The sequence below is a fragment of the Janthinobacterium sp. TND4EL3 genome, assembly GCF_900156175.1.
Lineage (GTDB): Bacteria > Pseudomonadota > Gammaproteobacteria > Burkholderiales > Burkholderiaceae_D > Janthinobacterium.
The window spans coordinates 191582-208408 of record NZ_FTMV01000005.1 but is presented as its reverse complement, the minus strand read 5'-3'; the positions used below and the strand labels follow the sequence as shown (position 1 = coordinate 208408).

12 protein-coding genes and 1 tRNA gene are annotated in these 16827 nt (G+C 63.6%); 2 read left to right on the top strand and 11 right to left on the bottom strand.

Features of this window, described 5'->3' with window-relative positions; genetic code table 11:
- Positions 1-89: 89 nt before the first annotated feature.
- From BXA07_RS10725 to BXA07_RS10705, 5 genes are all read right to left on the bottom strand, one after another.
- Positions 90-1484: an efflux transporter outer membrane subunit gene (locus BXA07_RS10725; RefSeq protein WP_076567926.1), complete on the bottom strand. Its 1395-nt coding sequence runs from the start codon at positions 1482-1484 to the stop codon at positions 90-92.
- Entirely contained in the window at positions 1481-2665 is a 1185-nt protein-coding gene (locus BXA07_RS10720) for an HlyD family secretion protein (RefSeq protein WP_076567925.1), read from the bottom strand. Before BXA07_RS10720 ends, BXA07_RS10725 begins: the two co-directional genes overlap by 4 nt.
- Complete coding sequence (locus BXA07_RS10715) at positions 2652-4346, bottom strand: MFS transporter (RefSeq protein WP_076567924.1); 1695 nt, start codon at positions 4344-4346, stop codon at positions 2652-2654. The genes BXA07_RS10720 and BXA07_RS10715 overlap by 14 nt, the downstream gene beginning before the upstream one ends.
- Before the next feature lie 186 nt (positions 4347-4532).
- Positions 4533-6944, bottom strand: a complete 2412-nt coding sequence (locus tag BXA07_RS10710) for a catalase (RefSeq protein ID WP_076567923.1) — start codon at positions 6942-6944, stop codon at positions 4533-4535.
- A gap of 240 nt (positions 6945-7184) precedes the next feature.
- On the bottom strand, positions 7185-7538 hold the full coding sequence (locus tag BXA07_RS10705; RefSeq protein WP_076567922.1) for an ElaB/YgaM/YqjD family protein: 354 nt from the start codon (positions 7536-7538) through the stop codon (positions 7185-7187).
- Between the two features lie 447 nt (positions 7539-7985).
- Here BXA07_RS10705 and BXA07_RS10700 point away from each other — a divergent pair, with 447 nt between their 5' ends.
- Positions 7986-9386, top strand: a complete 1401-nt coding sequence (locus tag BXA07_RS10700; protein WP_076567921.1) for an aminotransferase-like domain-containing protein — start codon at positions 7986-7988, stop codon at positions 9384-9386.
- A 100-nt stretch (positions 9387-9486) separates the two neighbouring features.
- Here the strand turns inward: BXA07_RS10700 and BXA07_RS10695 are convergent.
- The 3 genes from BXA07_RS10695 to pepN form a co-directional block, all read right to left on the bottom strand.
- Positions 9487-9562: transfer RNA gene (locus BXA07_RS10695), tRNA-Thr, on the bottom strand.
- Between the two features lie 115 nt (positions 9563-9677).
- A complete protein-coding gene (locus tag BXA07_RS10690; protein ID WP_076567920.1) occupies positions 9678-10679 on the bottom strand; it encodes a class 1 fructose-bisphosphatase in 1002 nt (333 codons plus the stop codon).
- A gap of 34 nt (positions 10680-10713) precedes the next feature.
- Entirely contained in the window at positions 10714-13368 is a 2655-nt protein-coding gene (gene pepN / locus BXA07_RS10685; RefSeq protein WP_076567919.1) for an aminopeptidase N, read from the bottom strand.
- 198 nt (positions 13369-13566) lie between these two features.
- Between pepN and BXA07_RS10680 the strand changes: the two genes are divergently transcribed.
- Positions 13567-14196 (top strand): DUF4136 domain-containing protein, encoded by a 630-nt coding sequence (locus tag BXA07_RS10680; RefSeq protein WP_076567918.1) that lies wholly within the window; start codon positions 13567-13569, stop codon positions 14194-14196.
- A 171-nt stretch (positions 14197-14367) separates the two neighbouring features.
- Here BXA07_RS10680 and BXA07_RS10675 read toward each other — a convergent pair whose 3' ends face one another.
- From BXA07_RS10675 to BXA07_RS10665, 3 genes are all read right to left on the bottom strand, one after another.
- Positions 14368-15297: a quinone oxidoreductase family protein gene (locus tag BXA07_RS10675; protein WP_244556249.1), complete on the bottom strand. Its 930-nt coding sequence runs from the start codon at positions 15295-15297 to the stop codon at positions 14368-14370.
- A 93-nt stretch (positions 15298-15390) separates the two neighbouring features.
- Positions 15391-15780 (bottom strand): methylglyoxal synthase, encoded by a 390-nt coding sequence (locus tag BXA07_RS10670; RefSeq protein WP_034786684.1) that lies wholly within the window; start codon positions 15778-15780, stop codon positions 15391-15393.
- Between the two features lie 29 nt (positions 15781-15809).
- Positions 15810-16730 carry a DMT family transporter gene (locus BXA07_RS10665; protein ID WP_076567916.1) on the bottom strand — a complete coding sequence of 307 codons (921 nt, stop codon included), beginning with the start codon at positions 16728-16730 and terminating at the stop codon, positions 15810-15812.
- Positions 16731-16827 lie beyond the last annotated feature (97 nt).

Sequence of the window (16827 nt, the reverse complement as noted above, 5' to 3'; positions counted from 1 at the left end):
GTGAAGGGAGCAGCTGGCACCATGCCGCCGCTTTCCCCTGCGAGATATTACACCGGCCGAGGCGAACCTCCACGCCGCGCATGTACGGGCTACTGGCCCCTGGCCGACCAGCCGCCGCCCATGGCGCGGTACAAGTCGACCGCGGCCACGAGGATGCGCGTCTTCAACTGCAGCAGTCCCACGTCGGCGCTGTACAGGGTGCGCTGGGCGTCGAGTTCCTCCAGGTACGAGGCGTAGCCATTGCGGTAGCGGTTGTGCGCGATGCGCAGGGTGTCCGCCGCCGCCGCGCGGCGCGCGTCGTTTTCCACGGCCTGCTGCTGCAGGCGGTAAAGGGCGCCCAGGCTGTTTTCCGTTTCGGCGAAGGCGTTGCGCACCACGTTTTCATACGCATACACGAGCTGGTCGCGCTGCGCGCCGGCCGCATCCGTCTGCGCCTGCACGCGGCCGCCGTCGAACAGGGGGCCGGCCGCCAGCGCCGTCAGGCGCCACAGCGCGGTCGGCGCATGCAGGAAATCGGTGAGCGTCGTGGCCTGCCCGCCGCCGACGGCCGTCAGCTTGAACGAGGGCAGCAGCTGGTCGCGCGTGGCGGCCAGGCTGGCGTTGGCGGCCGCCAGGTTATGCTCCGCGCGCGCGATATCGGGCCGCCGGCGCAGCAGTTCGGACGGCAAACCGGCCGGCACCCCAGGCGCCGCCAGCTCGGCCAGCGGCAAGCCGCGCGCGACGGGGCCGGGATTGCCGCCAACGAGCACGGCCAGCGCATTTTCCTGTTCGAAGATCTGCCGCTGCAGCTGCGGCACCTGCTCGGCAGCAGCATGGTATTCCGATTGCGCCTGCAGCCATTCCAGGCGCGAGCTGTAGCCCACCTCGAACTGCTTGCGCGCCAGCTCGCGCGACTGTTCGCGCAGCTGCAGGGTCGACTGGATCAGCTCCAGTTGGGCATCAAGGCCGCGCAGGTTCAGGTAACTGGTCGCCACGCTGGCGGCGATCGACAGGGCCGCCGCGTCAAGGCTGGCCTGCTCGGCGCGGTAGCTCTCGCCGGCTGCATCGCTCAGACTGGCCAGCCGGCCCCACACGTCGATTTCATAGCTGGCCTGCAGTTCCGCCTGGAAGACATTCGTCACATATGGTTGGCCGCTGGACGCCAGGGTGCGCGTGCGCGTGGGCGAACCGTCGAAGGCCAGATTGGGCGCGCGGTTCGCGTCGGCCTGCGCCAGGCGCGCGCGGTATTCCTGCACCCGGGCGCGCGCCACGCGCAAGTCGCCATTGCGCGCCAGCGCCTCACCCACCAGGTCGCTCAAGACCGGGTCGCCGAAGGCTTGCCACCACAGCTGCTCGACCTGGGCACCCGTCGCCGCGGGTGCGCCGATGGCTTGCGCGCGCCAGGCGGACGGCAGCTGCAGTGCCGATGCAGGCTGCGGCGGCGCGTTGGCGGCGCAGCCTGCCAGCGCCAGCGTGGCGGCCATCAGCAGGTGACGGCGCTTCATGGCTTGACCTTCTTCGGCGCAGGCGGGGGCGCGGGATTGTCCGCCGAGTCGTTCAGCACGGCCGACGTGTCCACGCTGACCACCACCGACATGCCGGGCACAAGGCGGCGCGCATTCGCCTGGCCCGGATCGATGCGGATGCGCACGGGAATGCGCTGGGCAATTTTGAGGTAGTTACCCGTCGCATTATCGGCCGGCAGAACGGAAAACTCGGAGCCCGTGGCCGGCGAGATGCGCTCCACCTGGCCCGTCAGCACGGCGCCGTCGAGCGCGTCGACATGGAAAGTGGCGCTTTGCCCTTCCTGCACGCCGTTCATCTGCGTTTCCTTGAAATTGGCGATCACCCACATCTGACGCGGCACCAGCGCCATCAACTGCGCGCCCGAGTTCACATACGCGCCCTGGCGCACTGCCACCTGGCCCAGCTGGCCGTCGGAGGGTGCCACGATGCGCGTGTTATCGAGGTCGATCTTCGCCGCCTTGACGGCCGCCTGCGCGTTCGCCACGGCCGCTTCCAAAGCCTGCTTGTTGACCACCACGGAATGCACGCTCTGCTGGGCGATGTCGAGATTGGCGCGGGCCTGCGCCAGCGCGGCCGCCATCTGCGCCTGCGTGGCGCGCGACTGGTCGTGTTCGCGCTGCGACAGCGAGCCGTCGGCCACCAGCTGCTCCACCCGGCTCAAGTCCGCGCTGGCCTTGCGCGCCTGCGCTTCCGCATTGGCCAGCGCTGCCTCGCTGACGGAGATGCCGGCCTGCGCGCTGGCCTTCTGCTGCGCCCAGTTCGACAGCGCCGCCTGCTGCGCGGCCAGCTGCGCCTGCGCCTGCTCGTAGCGCTGCTGGTAGATGCGGTCGTCGATGCGCACCAGCAGCTGGCCTTCCTTCACATCCATGAAGTCCTGCACCGTCACTTCCACCACATAGCCCGACAGCTGCGTGCCGATGATGGTCACCTGCCCGCGTACGGTGGCGTTTTCCGTCGTCACGATGGGACTGGTGAACGGCGGCAAACGCCACGCATACAGCACGATCAGCACGCCCACCAGGGCCACGGCCGCAAAGGCCAGCGCGGACAGCCACTGGTGGCGCCGGTCCGGCTGCGCCGCGGATGAAGTGGCGGGCGCTGGCGCCGATGCGACTGGAGGCGTTGCAGCTGCTGGCGGTGGATTCTTATTTTCTGTCATTGCTCGGTTCCGAATTGGTAATGGGGACGATGGCCATGGCCGTCTGCGCATCGCGCACGGGGCCGACCAGGCGCCGGGCGCCCGTGGTAATGCGGGTCCAGGACTGGCTGACCAGCATCCACAGCAAGGTGGTGATGGCGACGCCGGCAATCATCAAAAAGACATCGTTATAGGCCAGCACATTGGCTTCGCGCGTGGCGACGGCACCCAGGCGTGCCACGCCCTGGGCGCTGCGCAGGGCCGGGTCCATCAGCACCCCGCCATAGCTTGCGGCACCGGACTGCACGCGCGCGGCCACCTGCGGGTCGAGCATCGTCAGGTGCTCGACCAGGTGGCTGGAGTGGTACTTTTCGCGCGCCGTCTGGATGGTGCCGACGATGGCCGACCCGAGCAAGCCGCCCAGGTTCTGCGTCATGGTAAACATCACGGAAAAACTCACCAGGTTGCGCGGTTCGGCGATCACGGCGCCCATGCCGGACACCATCGTGGGCCCCAGAAAATACGTGCCGCCGAAGGCCAGCAGGAACTGGCTCAGGTACATGTTGACGGGGCGCGTCTGGCTGGTGGCGTGCGCGTCGATCAGGGCACCGGCAGCGATCAGCAGCAGCGCGAACATCAGCGAGCGGTGGATCGTGGCCGGATTGATTGTCAGCGCGCTGACCACCAGGCCCGCGACGCTGCCCAGCAGCACGACGACGAACAGGTTCTGCATCTGGTCCGTGTTCAGGCCCAGCGCCTGCAGAAATCCCACGGCGCCCGTCGATTCGGATAGCACGATGCGAAACAGCAGCACGGATAAAAACAGCTTGGCGATCTTGCCCGTGGTGAGCCAGCGCGTGTTGAGCAAGGGCCGCGCGCGGTTATGCTCGATGGCCAGCGAGGCGGCGATGAGCACGATGGAAGCCGCCAGGCACACGCCCACCCACTCCGATTCCATCCACCATGCCGTGCGCCCCTGCGCCAGCACGGCGCACAGCATGGCCATGCCGGGCGCGAACAAAATAAAGGTGAGGAAATCGAGCGGCTCGAAGGTTTGCATGCGGTCGCCGGGCGGCAATTTGAGCGCCAGCACGCAGCCCAGCGCCAGCAGGGCAAGTCCCAGTTCGAACAGGTACAAGCCGTGCCATTCGCCGATCTGCAGCAGCTCGGACGTGAAGATGCGCGCCAGGGGCAGCGCCAACTGGGCAAAGCCCAACCCCAGCACCACGCCTTTCAGGCGGTGCCGCGCGGGAAACGCCTGCAAGGTGTAGTACAGCCCCAGCACGCCCAGCGCGCCGCCCACCATGCCGTGCGCGGCCCGCACGGCGATCGCCGACGGCAAGGTGTTCGCATACAGGTGGGCAAAGGTTACGAGCGCATACAGCACGAGGAAAAATTCGGTAAACAGGCGCAGGCCGAACTGCTGGCGGAACTTCACCAGCAGCAAATTCATGGACACGATGGTCATCACGTAGGCGGCCGGCAGCCACTGCATCTGATACGCATAGGCGCCCAGCGAGCCTTGCAGGTTCAGCAGGTTGGCCGTCACCAGGCCGTTACCGAGCCCCCCCGTCAGTGCGACGATGAGGCCGACGATGAAATACGCGACACGCTTGGGCGTCGAGTGTTCGGGCGTCGATGGCGACCCGGGCAGGTTCGGGCGTTCGCCCGGCCCCCAGGTGCGTGGTGTGTACTTGTCCATGCGGTAATCACGATCCGGTTTGCTGAAGCCGCTCTTTGCTCCTGCCTTGCTATCAAGCAAACAGTTGCAAATGAACAGTTCTAGTCAGCAGCATATCACCGCAGGACGTTTTCATTGTTTACATAGTTGTACACCGTTACGTTAGCGGGGCAAGCCGGTCCTGCCCCGCTAACGCTCGAACGTGCATCACACGCGCGGCGGGTCCGTCTCGCGCGCGAACGAGCGGTGGGCGGCCAGCAGCTTCTTGAAGGCCACCACGGCTTTCACGACATCGGCGGACGGCGCCACGATGACGGCGGGATCGGGTTTGCCGTCGGGAAGGGTCGTCGGCACGCCAGCCTTGTCCAGCAAGCCCTTGCCGGCGCCGATGGCCAGTATCGGCTTGCAGTGGCGATATTGCAGGCGCAGGAAGTCGAGCGCGTTGGCGTCGCTGTCGAGTTGCTGCACGGCGCCCTGGCCGTCAGGCACCACGACGGCGTCGAACAGCACGGAAGGTCCCGTTTCGAGCGAGATTTCCACGGCCAGCGGTGCGCCGCCGCTCGTGTCGACCTTCCCCAGGTGGCTGCCCACCAGGCGCGGCACGGCGCCGTCGGCCAGCAAGGATGCATAGATGTTGCGCACCTGCGCGCCATCGCTGCCCGGCCCGACGAGGATGGCCACGCGCAGGGTATGGATGCCCGTCTTGCCAGTGCGGAAAAAGAGCGACAGCGCCGGCGACGGCGGATACGTGGGGATCGGCAGCATCGACACGGGCGGCATGACGGGCGGCAGGGCCAGGCCCAGCGCGTCGGCCAGGCGCTGGGCCAGCGTTTCATCGACATTGCGCAGCATGGCGACGATGCGCTTGCGGATAGCCACCGTCTGCACCTTGCTCAGTTCAAAGCGGAACGCGTGCACGATATGGTCTTGCTCGACGGCCGTCTGGCTGATCCAGAACAGCCGCGCCTGGCCAAAGTGCTCGGCGAATTTCTCGGGCTTGCCGCGCACCTTGTCGCCTTCGGCGGGCGCGGGAAAACTGTTGAAACCCTTCGCGCCTGCCTGGAACGGACAGCCACCGGCCAGCGAATTGGGCTCATACGCTACCCGGCCCCGGTTGATGGCCTGACGGTGGATGCCATCGCGCTGGTTGTTATGCAGCGGTGCCAGCGGCGAATTGATGGGGATTTCATGGAAATTGGCGCCGCCCAGGCGCGTGATCTGCGTGTCCACGTAGGAGTGAATGCGCCCCTGCAGCAGCGGATCGTTGGAGAAATCGATGCCGGGCACGATGTGCGCCGTGCAAAAGGCCACCTGCTCCGTCTCGGCAAAAAAGTTATCGGGGTTGCGGTTCAAGACCATTTTCCCGACGGGGATCAGCGGCACCAGTTCTTCAGGAATCAGCTTGGTGGGGTCGAGCACGTCGAAGGGGAATGCTTCGGCCTGCGCTTCCGTGAAGACCTGGAAGGCCAGTTCGTATTCCGGATACTCGCCGCACTCGATGGCTTCCCACAGGTCGCGCCGGTGAAAGTCGGAATCGGCGCCGCTGATCTTGACGGCTTCATCCCAGACGAGCGAATGCGTGCCGGCCATGGGCGACCAGTGGAATTTGCAGAACACGGACTGGCCCTTGGCATTGACGAGGCGGAAGGTGTGCACGCCGAAGCCCTGCATCATGCGAAAGCTGCGCGGGATGGCGCGGTCGGACATGACCCACATCAGCATGTGCGTGATTTCCGGCGACAGCGAGGCGAAGTCCCAGAACGTGTCGTGCGCGCTGGCCGCCTGCGGGATGCCGTTATTGGGTTCGGGCTTGACGGAGTGGATCAGGTCGGGGAACTTCATCGCATCCTGGATGAAAAAGACGGGAATATTATTGCCGACCAGGTCCCAGTTGCCCTCGTCCGTATAGAATTTCACGGCGAAGCCGCGCACGTCGCGCGCCGTGTCGGTCGAGCCGCGCTCGCCGGCCACGGTGGAAAAGCGCACGAAGACGGGCGTGCGCTTGCCCGCCTTGGCGAACGGCGCGGCGCGCGTCAGCTTGCTTTGCTCCTTGTAGCATTCGAAATAGCCGTGGGCGGCCGACCCGCGCGCATGCACGACGCGCTCGGGGATGCGCTCATGGTCGAAATGCGTGAGCTTTTCACGCAGGATGAAATCTTCCATCAGCGTGGGGCCGCGCAAGCCCGCCTTCAGCGAGTTCTGGTTGTCGCCCACGGGCACGCCCTGGTTGGTCGTCAGCACGCAGCCGCTGTCGTCTGCGCGGGCGCCGTCAAGCGAGGCGTTGCGCGCATTCTCGCCCAGGGCCGGCTGGCCGTCGCCCACCTTTGGCGACGGCGTCGTTTCGCCCGTGGTGCTGGCTGTGGCCAGCGCTTCGCCCGACGCCACGTGCACGCCTTCGGCCGGCGTGCGTGCCGCCTCGCCATACTGGCTGGCGACATGCGGATTGTCTGGCATGGCGGCCGACAGCGCCTGGCCGGCGGCCGCTTTCTTCAGCAGCGCCTGCGCCGCGGCATGGTTGCTGCCCAGGCTATGCGGCGGATCGCTCTCGGATGGGCCGGACATGCTGCTCAATACGGAACCCGCACCGTCCGTGGACGGCGTTTTCTTGTTGGTAGCCATTACGTCTCCTGTGAGTAGTCTGCCCCGGGAAGTAACGCTACACCTCCCTCATTCAGCGCACGAACAGGGCAATCAAAATAATGATGGGAATAGGTACACCGATCAACCACAACAAAATGGAGCGCATCTTCACTCTCCTTTACTGCCTGCTACTACCTTGTGCGCGTGCGCACTGTTTCCTCCGCCATGACGGCGAAGGGAACAGCGCCCACAACAAATACCTTGCCTGACTGCGTAAGATTATTTACGCGAACCGAGCAGTTTCGACAGGCCATAACCGGCCGCTGCAGCAATCAGCAGGGACACCGCCGGGCGCTCGCGTACATAGTCACGTCCCGTTTCGCCAGCACGCTGGCAAGCGGCACCCAATTGTTTGCCGCGCGCCATCAGGCGCTCAGATGCTTTCGACATGCTGTCGCTGACCTTCTCGATGCGTTCGCCCACCTGGTCCACGCCCTCATGGGCACGCGTGGCAACCTTGTCGACCAAGGGCTGGGCCTGGTCTGCCACCTTGTCGATGGTGCGGTGCAAGTCCTGGCGGGTATCCTGGGTGTTGCCGTTCAAATCGGAGCTGGCTTTTTCAATCGCGTTCATGATGGTTTCCTTCAAAGGTAAATAAATCAACCATGCTCGATGCCGTGACCGAATCATGATTCTCCTCGCTTCCGGGAAAAAGGAAGCGGCTAAACGCTGCCGGGCTGAGCCATATCAAACTCTGGATCAGCAGCAAGCTGTTAGCACTACCTTAACCGCGCCCGCCGTGCGCCACCGTGCGCTGCCACACCTTGAAGCACAGACTTAAATTTCAATGGGAAATAACAGCTGGCACCGGCGTGGCCGGGCGAGCGGGGATAGCGGAGCTATCGCAAGGTCGCTGCGGCACAGAATACGCCTGACAACAGACAGGCATCGTGGCGCTGACACCGATGCGTTATGCAGCGTCCTGACCTCGGGATCAAGCCTGTTTCGCACATAAATGTATGGCTTTTTAGCGGGATTTTTCCCATAATAACGAGAAGCAATATCCATACATAAAGCAAAATGACGAAATCAAAATCCATACAAGAGGAAGGCCAGGCCAGCGCGTGGGTCACGCCGTTCGTGCAGCACGGCGGCCCGCGCTACCTGCAGATCGCCGACATGCTCGAGCGCGCGCTATCAGAAGGCAGGCTGCGTCCCGGTGACCGCCTGCTGCCGCAGCGCCGCCTGGCCGAGCTGCTCAGGGTCGACCTGACGACGGTGACCCGCGCGTATGACGAAGCCAAGCGCCGCAACCTGCTGGAGGGACAGGGCGCGCGCGGCACCTACGTGGCCGCGCCGAAGGTGGAATTGACGCAATTGCTGGACCTGAGCATGAACATCCCGCCGCCCCCCGTAGGCGTCGATTTCAATGACCTGCTGAAACAGGGCGTGGCGCAGGTGCTGATGCGCACGGACAGCGACTTGTTGATGAGCTATCACCTGGGCGGTGGTGGCACGGCCGACCGCGCGGCGGGCGCCGTCTGGCTGGCACCCATGTTTGGCGATGTCGATGCGCAGCACGTGGTGGCCTGCCCTGGCGCACAGGCGGCGCTGGCGGCGCTGATATTGACCTTGAGCCGGCCCGGCGACACCATCTTGACGGAGGAGGCCGTGTATCCGGGCTTGCGCTCGGCAGCGGGGCAGCTGAACCGCAAGCTCATCGTCGTGGAAACGGATGCGGACGGCATGCTGCCCGAAGCGCTGGAAAAAGCCTGGCGCAAGCACCATGCACGCCTGATCTACCTGAATCCGACCCTGCAAAACCCCACGGCGCACACCATGCCGGCCGCGCGGCGCCTGGCCATCACGGACGCGGCCCAGCGCTGCGGCATGCATATCATCGAGGACGATCCCTACTGGCTGCTGGCCAGCGACGCGCCGCCGCCGCTGGCCCATTACGCGCCGGGTCACGTGTCCTACATCGCCACCCTGTCGAAATGCCTGGCACCTGGATTGCGCATGGCCTATGCGCTGGTGCCCGACGTACAACGGCGCGAACGCTTCCTGCAGGCCCTGCGTTCCTTCAGCCTGATGGCCACGCCCCTGACGACGGCGCTGGCGACGCAATGGATACACGACGGCTCGGCGCACGAGCTGCTGGCCGGCGTGCGCAGCGAGGCAGGCGCACGCCAGGACGTCATCCGCACCATCCTCACCGGCACGAGCCACCCACGCAGCGACGGCATCCACGTATGGTTCTCGCTGCCCAGCTACTGGACTTCGCGCGAACTGGCCACCACGGCGCGCGCCCAGGGCGTGGCCGTGACGGCCTCCGACGCCTTCTACGACAACCGCCCGCCGAACGCCATCCGCATCTCGCTGGGCAGCATCCGCGACCGCGCGCGCCTGGCGAACGCATTAAAAAAATTATCACTGCTGCTGGCGCACAAGCCGGCCGTCAACCGGGAATTTGTCATTTAGGCGGATGTGCCACTCGCCAGCACCGACTGGCGGGTGAAAATGCTGCAGACGAAAAAAAACCCACCGTTTGAGCGGTGGGTTTTTTTCTACAACGAATACTTGGTGCCGTTGGCCGGAATCGAACTGGCGACCTTCACATTACGAATGTGCTGCTCTACCAACTGAGCTACAACGGCGAAGACCCACATTCTACAAACAATGCACAAAATTTGCTAGTGTCAACGCGAACTTTTTTCATTTTTTTTAGCGGCCCGGCTGCAGGCCGCTGAAAATCGTGGAAAAGTGCGAGGTTTACTCCGCGTGGTAAGCCGTCACGCGGGCCACTTCATCCTTCGAGCCGAGGAAGACGGGCACGCGCTGGTGCAGCTTGTGCGGGGCGATGTCCATGATGCGCTGCTGGCCGTCGGTGGCGGCACCACCGGCTTGCTCGACGATGAAGGCCATCGGGTTCGCTTCGTACATCAGGCGCAGCTTGCCCGGCATCGAGGTGTCGCGCAGGTCGGCCGGGTACATGAAGATGCCGCCGCGGTTCAGGATGCGGTGCACGTCGGCCACCATCGAGGCGATCCAGCGCATGTTGAAATTGGTGCCGCGCGGGCCCGTGTCGCCGGCCAGCAGTTCGTCGACATAGCGCTTCACGGGCGGATGCCAGTGGCGGGCGTTCGACATGTTGATGGCAAATTCCTTGGTCGTCGGCGGAATCTGCATATTGCTTTGCGTAAGGACCCACGAACCCATCTCGCGGTCCAGGGTGAAGCAGTTCACGCCATTGCCGAAGGTCAGCACCAGCATGGTTTGCGGGCCGTACACGGCGTAGCCGGCCGCCACTTGCTTGCAGCCCGCCTGCATGAAGTCCTGCTCCGTCGGCTGGCCCATGCCCTCCGGCGCCTTCAGCACCGAGAAGATGGTGCCGATGGAGACGTTGACGTCGATGTTCGACGAGCCGTCCAACGGGTCGAACAGCAGCATGTATTCGCCCTTCGGATAGCGGTTCGGGATCGGATGGATCGATTCCATCTCTTCCGACGCCATGGCCGCCAGGTGGCCGCCCCATTCGTTCGCTTCCAGCAAAATCTCGTTGGAGATGATGTCGAGTTTTTTCTGTACTTCACCCTGCACGTTTTCCGTGTCGGCCGTGCCCAGCACTTCACCGAGGGCGCCCTTGCCGACGGCGTGGCTGATGGTTTTACAAGCGCGCGCGACGACTTCGATCAGCAGGCGCAGTTCGGCCGGAATGCTGTTGTTCGAGCGCTGCTCTTCAACCAGGTATTGCGTAAGACTGATGCGTTTCATGAATTCCCTTTTGTTTTGGTGATTATTTGCTGTTCTAGTTTGCTAAAGCCTTGCTGACCACTTCCATCACGTCGTTCGACAAACTGGCCTGGCCGGCGACTTTTTCCAGCGCATCGCGCATGTGGCTCTGCAGCGCGGGCACGTAACGGCGCCAGCGGTCCATGGAGCGCGCCAGGCGGGCCGCCACTTGCGGGTTCAGGGCGTCGAGCGCAATCACCTGCTCGGCCCAGAAGGCGTAGCCACTGCCGTCTTGCGCATGGAATTGCGATGGATTGCCGTTGGTGAAATTGAAGATCAGGCTGCGCGCGCGGTTCGGGTTTTTCAAGGTGAAGGCCGGATGCGTCATCAGCTGGCGCACGGCTTGCACGTCGGTCGTTGGCGCGGCCGCCTGCATGGCGAACCATTTGTCGACCACCAGCGCTTCGTGCTCGAAGTCGCCATAAAAACTGGCCAACGCCGCCTGCGCATGTTCCGCGGAACCGGAATGGATCAAGGCGCCCAGCGCGGCGGCACGGTCCGTCATGTTGCCGGCATTGTCGAACTGCTGCTGCGCCAGCGCCAGTTCCTGCGCGCCCGGGGCGATCAGCAGGTAGGACAGGGCCAGGTTTTTCAAGGCTCGCTTGCCGGCCGACAGGGCGTCGGGGCTGTACTCGCCCGGCGTCTGGTTGGCATGGTATTGCGCAAGCAATTCAGGCTTCAGGGCTGCAGCGATGGTTGCGCGCATGAACTGGCGCGCCGCATGGATCGCCTGCGGGTCGACCTGCGCCATGCGCTCGGCGATGATGGTTTCCGACGGCAGGATCAGGGCCAGCTCGCGGAAGGCAGGATCGAGCGTGTCGTCGGCCAGCAGGGCGCGCTGCGCTGCGATGAAGGTGTCGTCCAGCGCCAGGGTCTCGCCGGCGGCCACCGCACCCGTAAGTTTCAGCAGGCGCTCCATGGCCAGGCGCTGGCCCGCTTCCCATCGGTTCACGGGATCGCTGTCGTGACGGAACAGGTGCAGCAGCTGCTCATCGGTGTAATCGTATTCCAGCACCACGGGCGCGGAAAAGTCGCGCAGCAGCGATGGCACGGGTTCTTCCGTCACGTTCGTGAAGCGGAAAGTCTGCGACGCCTGCGTCAATTCCAGCACGACGCTGGTGGCGCCGTTCGACGCCACGCCATCGACGTGCAACGGCAGGTCGCTGCCGCCGGCAGCCAGCAAGCCGACGGTGACGGGAATATGGAAAGGCAGTTTTTTCGGCTGGCCCGGCGTGGCGGGGCAGCTTTGCGCCAGGGTCAGCTCGAACGTCCGGCTAGCGGCGTCGTAGCACGTGGAAGCGGTGATGACGGGCGTGCCGGCCTGGCTGTACCAGCGTTCGAACTGGCTGAAGTCGCGGCCATTCGCGTCCGCCATGGCGGCGCGGAAGTCGTCGCACTGCACGGCCTGGCCATCGTGGCGTTCGAAATACAGGTCCATGCCCTTGCGGAAACCGTCGCGGCCCACGAGGGTCTGGTACATGCGCACCACTTCGGCGCCCTTCTCGTAGATGGTGACCGTATAAAAGTTATTGATCTCGACGAAAGAGTCGGGACGCACGGGATGGGCCATCGGGCCCGCGTCCTCGGGGAACTGCGCCTGGCGCAGGGTACGCACCTGGTCGATGCGCGTGACGGCGCGGCCCGTGTCCGTGCCGATCATGTCGGCCGAGAATTCCTGGTCGCGGAATACCGTCAAGCCTTCCTTCAGCGACAGCTGGAACCAGTCGCGGCACGTCACGCGGTTGCCCGTCCAGTTATGGAAGTATTCGTGGCCCACCACCGCTTCGATGCCCGCGTAATCGACGTCGGTCGCCACGCGCGGATTGGCCAGCACGTACTTGGTGTTGAAGATATTTAAACCCTTGTTTTCCATGGCGCCCATGTTGAAGTCGCCCACGGCGACGATCATGAAGCGATCCAGGTCCAGCTCCAGGCCGAAGCGCTCCTCGTCCCAGCGGATCGAGTTTTTCAGCGACTGCATGGCGTAATCGGTCTTATCGAGGTTGCCCTCTTCCACCCACACCTGCAGCAGCACTTCGCGGCCCGACTTCAAGGTATAGCGCTCTTCCTGGCACACCAGGCGCGCGGCGACCAGCGCGAACAGGTAGGACGGCTTCTTGAACGGGTCTTCCCACTTGGCGTAATGACGGCCATCACCGAGGTCGCCCTCTTCGATCAGGTTGCCATTCGATAGCAGCACCGGATAGCGTTCCTTGTCGGCGCGCAGCATGACCGTGTACTTGGCCATCACGTCGGGACGGTCCGGGAAGAAGGTGATGCGGCGGAAGCCTTCCGCTTCGCACTGCGTGAAGAAATTATGGTTCGACACGTACAGGCCGGACAGCGAGGTATTGTCCTGCGGCGCCAGCACGGTCTCGATATCGAGCAGCACCTCGTCCGGCGCCTTGGGGATGGTCAGCATGCCTGCCGTCAGCTTGTATTGCGACGGTTTCAGCTGCTTGCCATTCAGGCGCACCATCACCAGTTCGATGTGTTCGCCGTGCAATTCGATGCTGCGGCTGGTACTGGCCGGGTTGTGGCGCATGCGGATCCGGCTCGCCACCACTGTGCGGGCGGGATCAAGATCGAAACCAAGTTCGACGCTGTCGACCAGGAAGCTGGGCGGCGTGTAATCTTTGCGGTAAATCGTCTGAGGGCTGTCTGTGCGCATAGGGATTTGGGTGGGAGCGGAGGCAAAAGCCTATTTTACCAACACCAGCCCCCGATAGTCGCGATTCAGCTCAGGAATGTTGGATTCCCTTACACGCCGACATACCAGGTAACATTCTGTAATAATGAATAGAAACAAATAGAACTATTCTTATAATACTAAGCGATGAATTGCGTCTACTAATCAGGAGGTCATGCAATGAAACGATATCTCACCATCATGATGGCCGCATTGACCGTGTTGCTGACCGGATGCGCCACCACCATACGCAGCGATGTGACCGTCTTCCATGAGTGGCCTGCGCAATTGCAGGACAAATCGTATGCGTTTGAAACGCCAGATCCCGAAAATGACACGCTGGAATACCGCAGCTACCAGAACCTGGTGCGCGCGGAACTGGCCAAGCACGGCTTCGGCGAAGCTTCCGGCCCCGCGGCAGCCAATTTGCGCGTGGCGATGAATTTTTCCACCGTCGACTATCCTGAGCGCGTGCTGCAAGCCACCGATCCATTCTGGTATGGTCCTGGCTACTGGCCTGGCCGCTACGGCTATCGCTACGGCGCATGGCCAGGCTATGGCCGTTTCGGCTACAACCCCTACTGGTATGGCCCGATGGATGTCGAGGAAAGCGTGCGCCACAAATACGAACGCGAATTGCGCGTCACGATCAATGACCGCAGCGGCAAGAAACTCTACGACGTGACCGTGCAATCGACCAGCAACAAGCGCGCCACGTCGCAAGTGATGCCGGCCATGGTAGCGAGCGCCTTTGCCGACTTCCCCGGCCAGAGCGGCGTGCCCCGGAAAGTCGAAGTCAAAATAGAATAATGACGTCGCAATACAAAAAACCCGGCTTGTGCAGCGATGCGCAAGCCGGGTTTTTTCATATTTAAGAATAATACGCCTCGGCGGCAAAGGTGAGCGCACCGATCAGGGCCACGGCCAACAACAGCACGATCAGCAGGCGGCCGAATTTCGGCGCGCCGTCATGTGGGCCGCTCATGGCACGATGATGGTCGAACCGGTCGTCTTGCGCCCTTCCAGGTCGGTGTGCGCCTGGGCGATATTGGCCAGGCTGTAGCGCTGGTTGATCTCGATCTGCACTTCGCCGCTGCTGACGACGCCGAACAGCGAAGTGGCCATCTCTTCCAGGTTGGCGCGGTTCGAGGCATAGCTGAACAGGGCCGGGCGCGTGATGAAGAGCGAGCCGCGCGAGGCCAGTTCGCTCAGCGTAAAGGCAGGCACGGGACCGGAGGCGTTGCCGAAGCTGACCATCATGCCCAGCGGCGCGAGGCAGTCGAGCGAGCCCGTAAAGGTATCCTTGCCGATGGAATCGTAGACCACGGAGACGCCCTTGCCGCCCGTGATCTCGCGCACGCGCTCGACGAAGTTTTCCGTGTTGTAGTTGATGACGTGGGCCGCGCCATGCGCCTTGGCCAGCGCCGCCTTTGCATCGGAACCGGCCGTGCCGATCAGGTTCACGCCCAGCACCTTGGCCCACTGACAGGCGATCAAACCCACGCCGCCCGCGGCCGCGTGGAACAGGATGGTATCGCCCGCCTTCAGCGCCACCGTGCGGTGGAACAGGTATTGCACCGTCAAGCCTTGCAGCATCATGGCGGCCGCCGTATCGAAACCGATGCGCTCGGGCAGCACCAGCAGCAGGGCTGCCGGCAGGTTGCGCTGCTGCGCATACGCGCCATTGATGCGCGCCGCATACGCCACCCGGTCGCCGACCTTCACTTCCGTGACGCCCTCGCCCACCGCCTCGACGATGCCCGCGCCTTCTACGCCGAGGCCATTGGGCAGCGGCTGCGGATACAAGCCCGTGCGGAAATACACGTCGATGAAATTGAGGCCGATGGCCTCGTGTTTCACGCGCGCCTCGCCGGGACCGGGCGGCGGCAGTTCCACGTCCACGTATTCCATCACTTCCGGGCCGCCCACGCGCTGTACGCGGATGGCTTTGGTGGTAATCGTTGCGCTCACAATATGCTCCTTGAAGAAGAATCGGGAAAAACGTCAGGCGGCCGCGCTGGCCCGCGCCTGCAGCTGCGACAGCACCAGGTGCGCCGACGACAGATTCGTCGCACACGCCACGTTATGCACGTCGCAGGCGCGCACCAGGGCGTTGATGTCCGGCTCGTGCGGCTGCGGCGTCATCGGGTCGCGCAGGAAGATCACGCAATCGATCAAGCCTTCCACCAGCAGCGAGCCGATCTGCAAGTCACCGCCGAACGGGCCCGAATGCTTGCGCTCGACCGCCAGGCCCAGCTCGTTGATCAGGCGGCCGCCCGTGGTGCCCGTGGCCGACAGTTCGCAGCCCTTGAGGAAATCCAGGTATTCGCCCGCCAGGGTAATCATGTCATCTTTTTTCTTGTCGTGGGCAATCAGGGCGATGCGTGTTTTCATGGTGGGGACCATTTCAGTGAGTGGAGGAATTATTTCTTTTTCGACAGCAAGTAAATACCGGCCAATACCAGGCTGGTGCCAGCCAGTTGCCAGTTGGTGATCGGTTCATCAAGGATCAAGGCGCCCAGGAACAAGGTCGACACGGGACCGATCATGCCCGCCTGTGAAGCGACGGGCGCGCCGATGCGCTCGACGGCGATCATCGTCATGAAGACGGGCATCACCGTGCAAAAAATGCCATTGAGCAAAGACAAGCCATACACGGGCATGGGCTGTATCAGCAATTCGACGGGACGCAAAATGAAAAATTGCAAGATGCAGGCAAAGCTGGCCACGCACATCGCGTAGCTGACCAGGCGCATCGAGCCGATGCGTTTCACCAATTCGCCCGAACCCAGCAGATACACGGCATACGAGCAGGCCGAGCCCAGTACAAGGGTCGCCCCCAGCGCCACATTGCTGGCGCCGCCCTGCAAGTCGTGCACGAACACCAGCACGATGCCGCAATACGAGGTCAGCAAGGCCAGCCACTGCAACCGGCTGATGGTCTGCTTGAAGTATACGGTGGTAATCAGGAGCACGAAAGTCGGCGTAAGGAACAGAATCAGCCGTTCCAGCCCCACGGAAATGTATTGCAGGCCCAGGAAATCCAGATAGCTGGACAGGTAATAGCCGACCAGGCCCAGCCCGACCAGCCGCCAGCGGTCGCTGGTCGACAGCGGCGGCTCCGTGCGCATCTTCCACCAGGCGATGACGGCGAACACGGGCAGCGAAAAGATCATCCTGAAAGCGATCAGGGTGACGGCATCGATCTGGTAGCGGTACAGCAGCTTGGCGACGATGGCCTTGGTGGAAAACAACACGGCTCCGCCCACGGCGATGGCCAGGCCACCGAGGTAGACGGGACGGGGGATAGATGGAGGGGTTGCTTGCGGGGAACTGGAGCTCATGCCCAGATTGTAATGGCAAAAGCCAAAGGCGGCGTAGGTCGGGCGTAGGTCGGGCGTAGGTCGGGCGTAGGTCGGGTTAGCCCAAAGGGCGTAACCC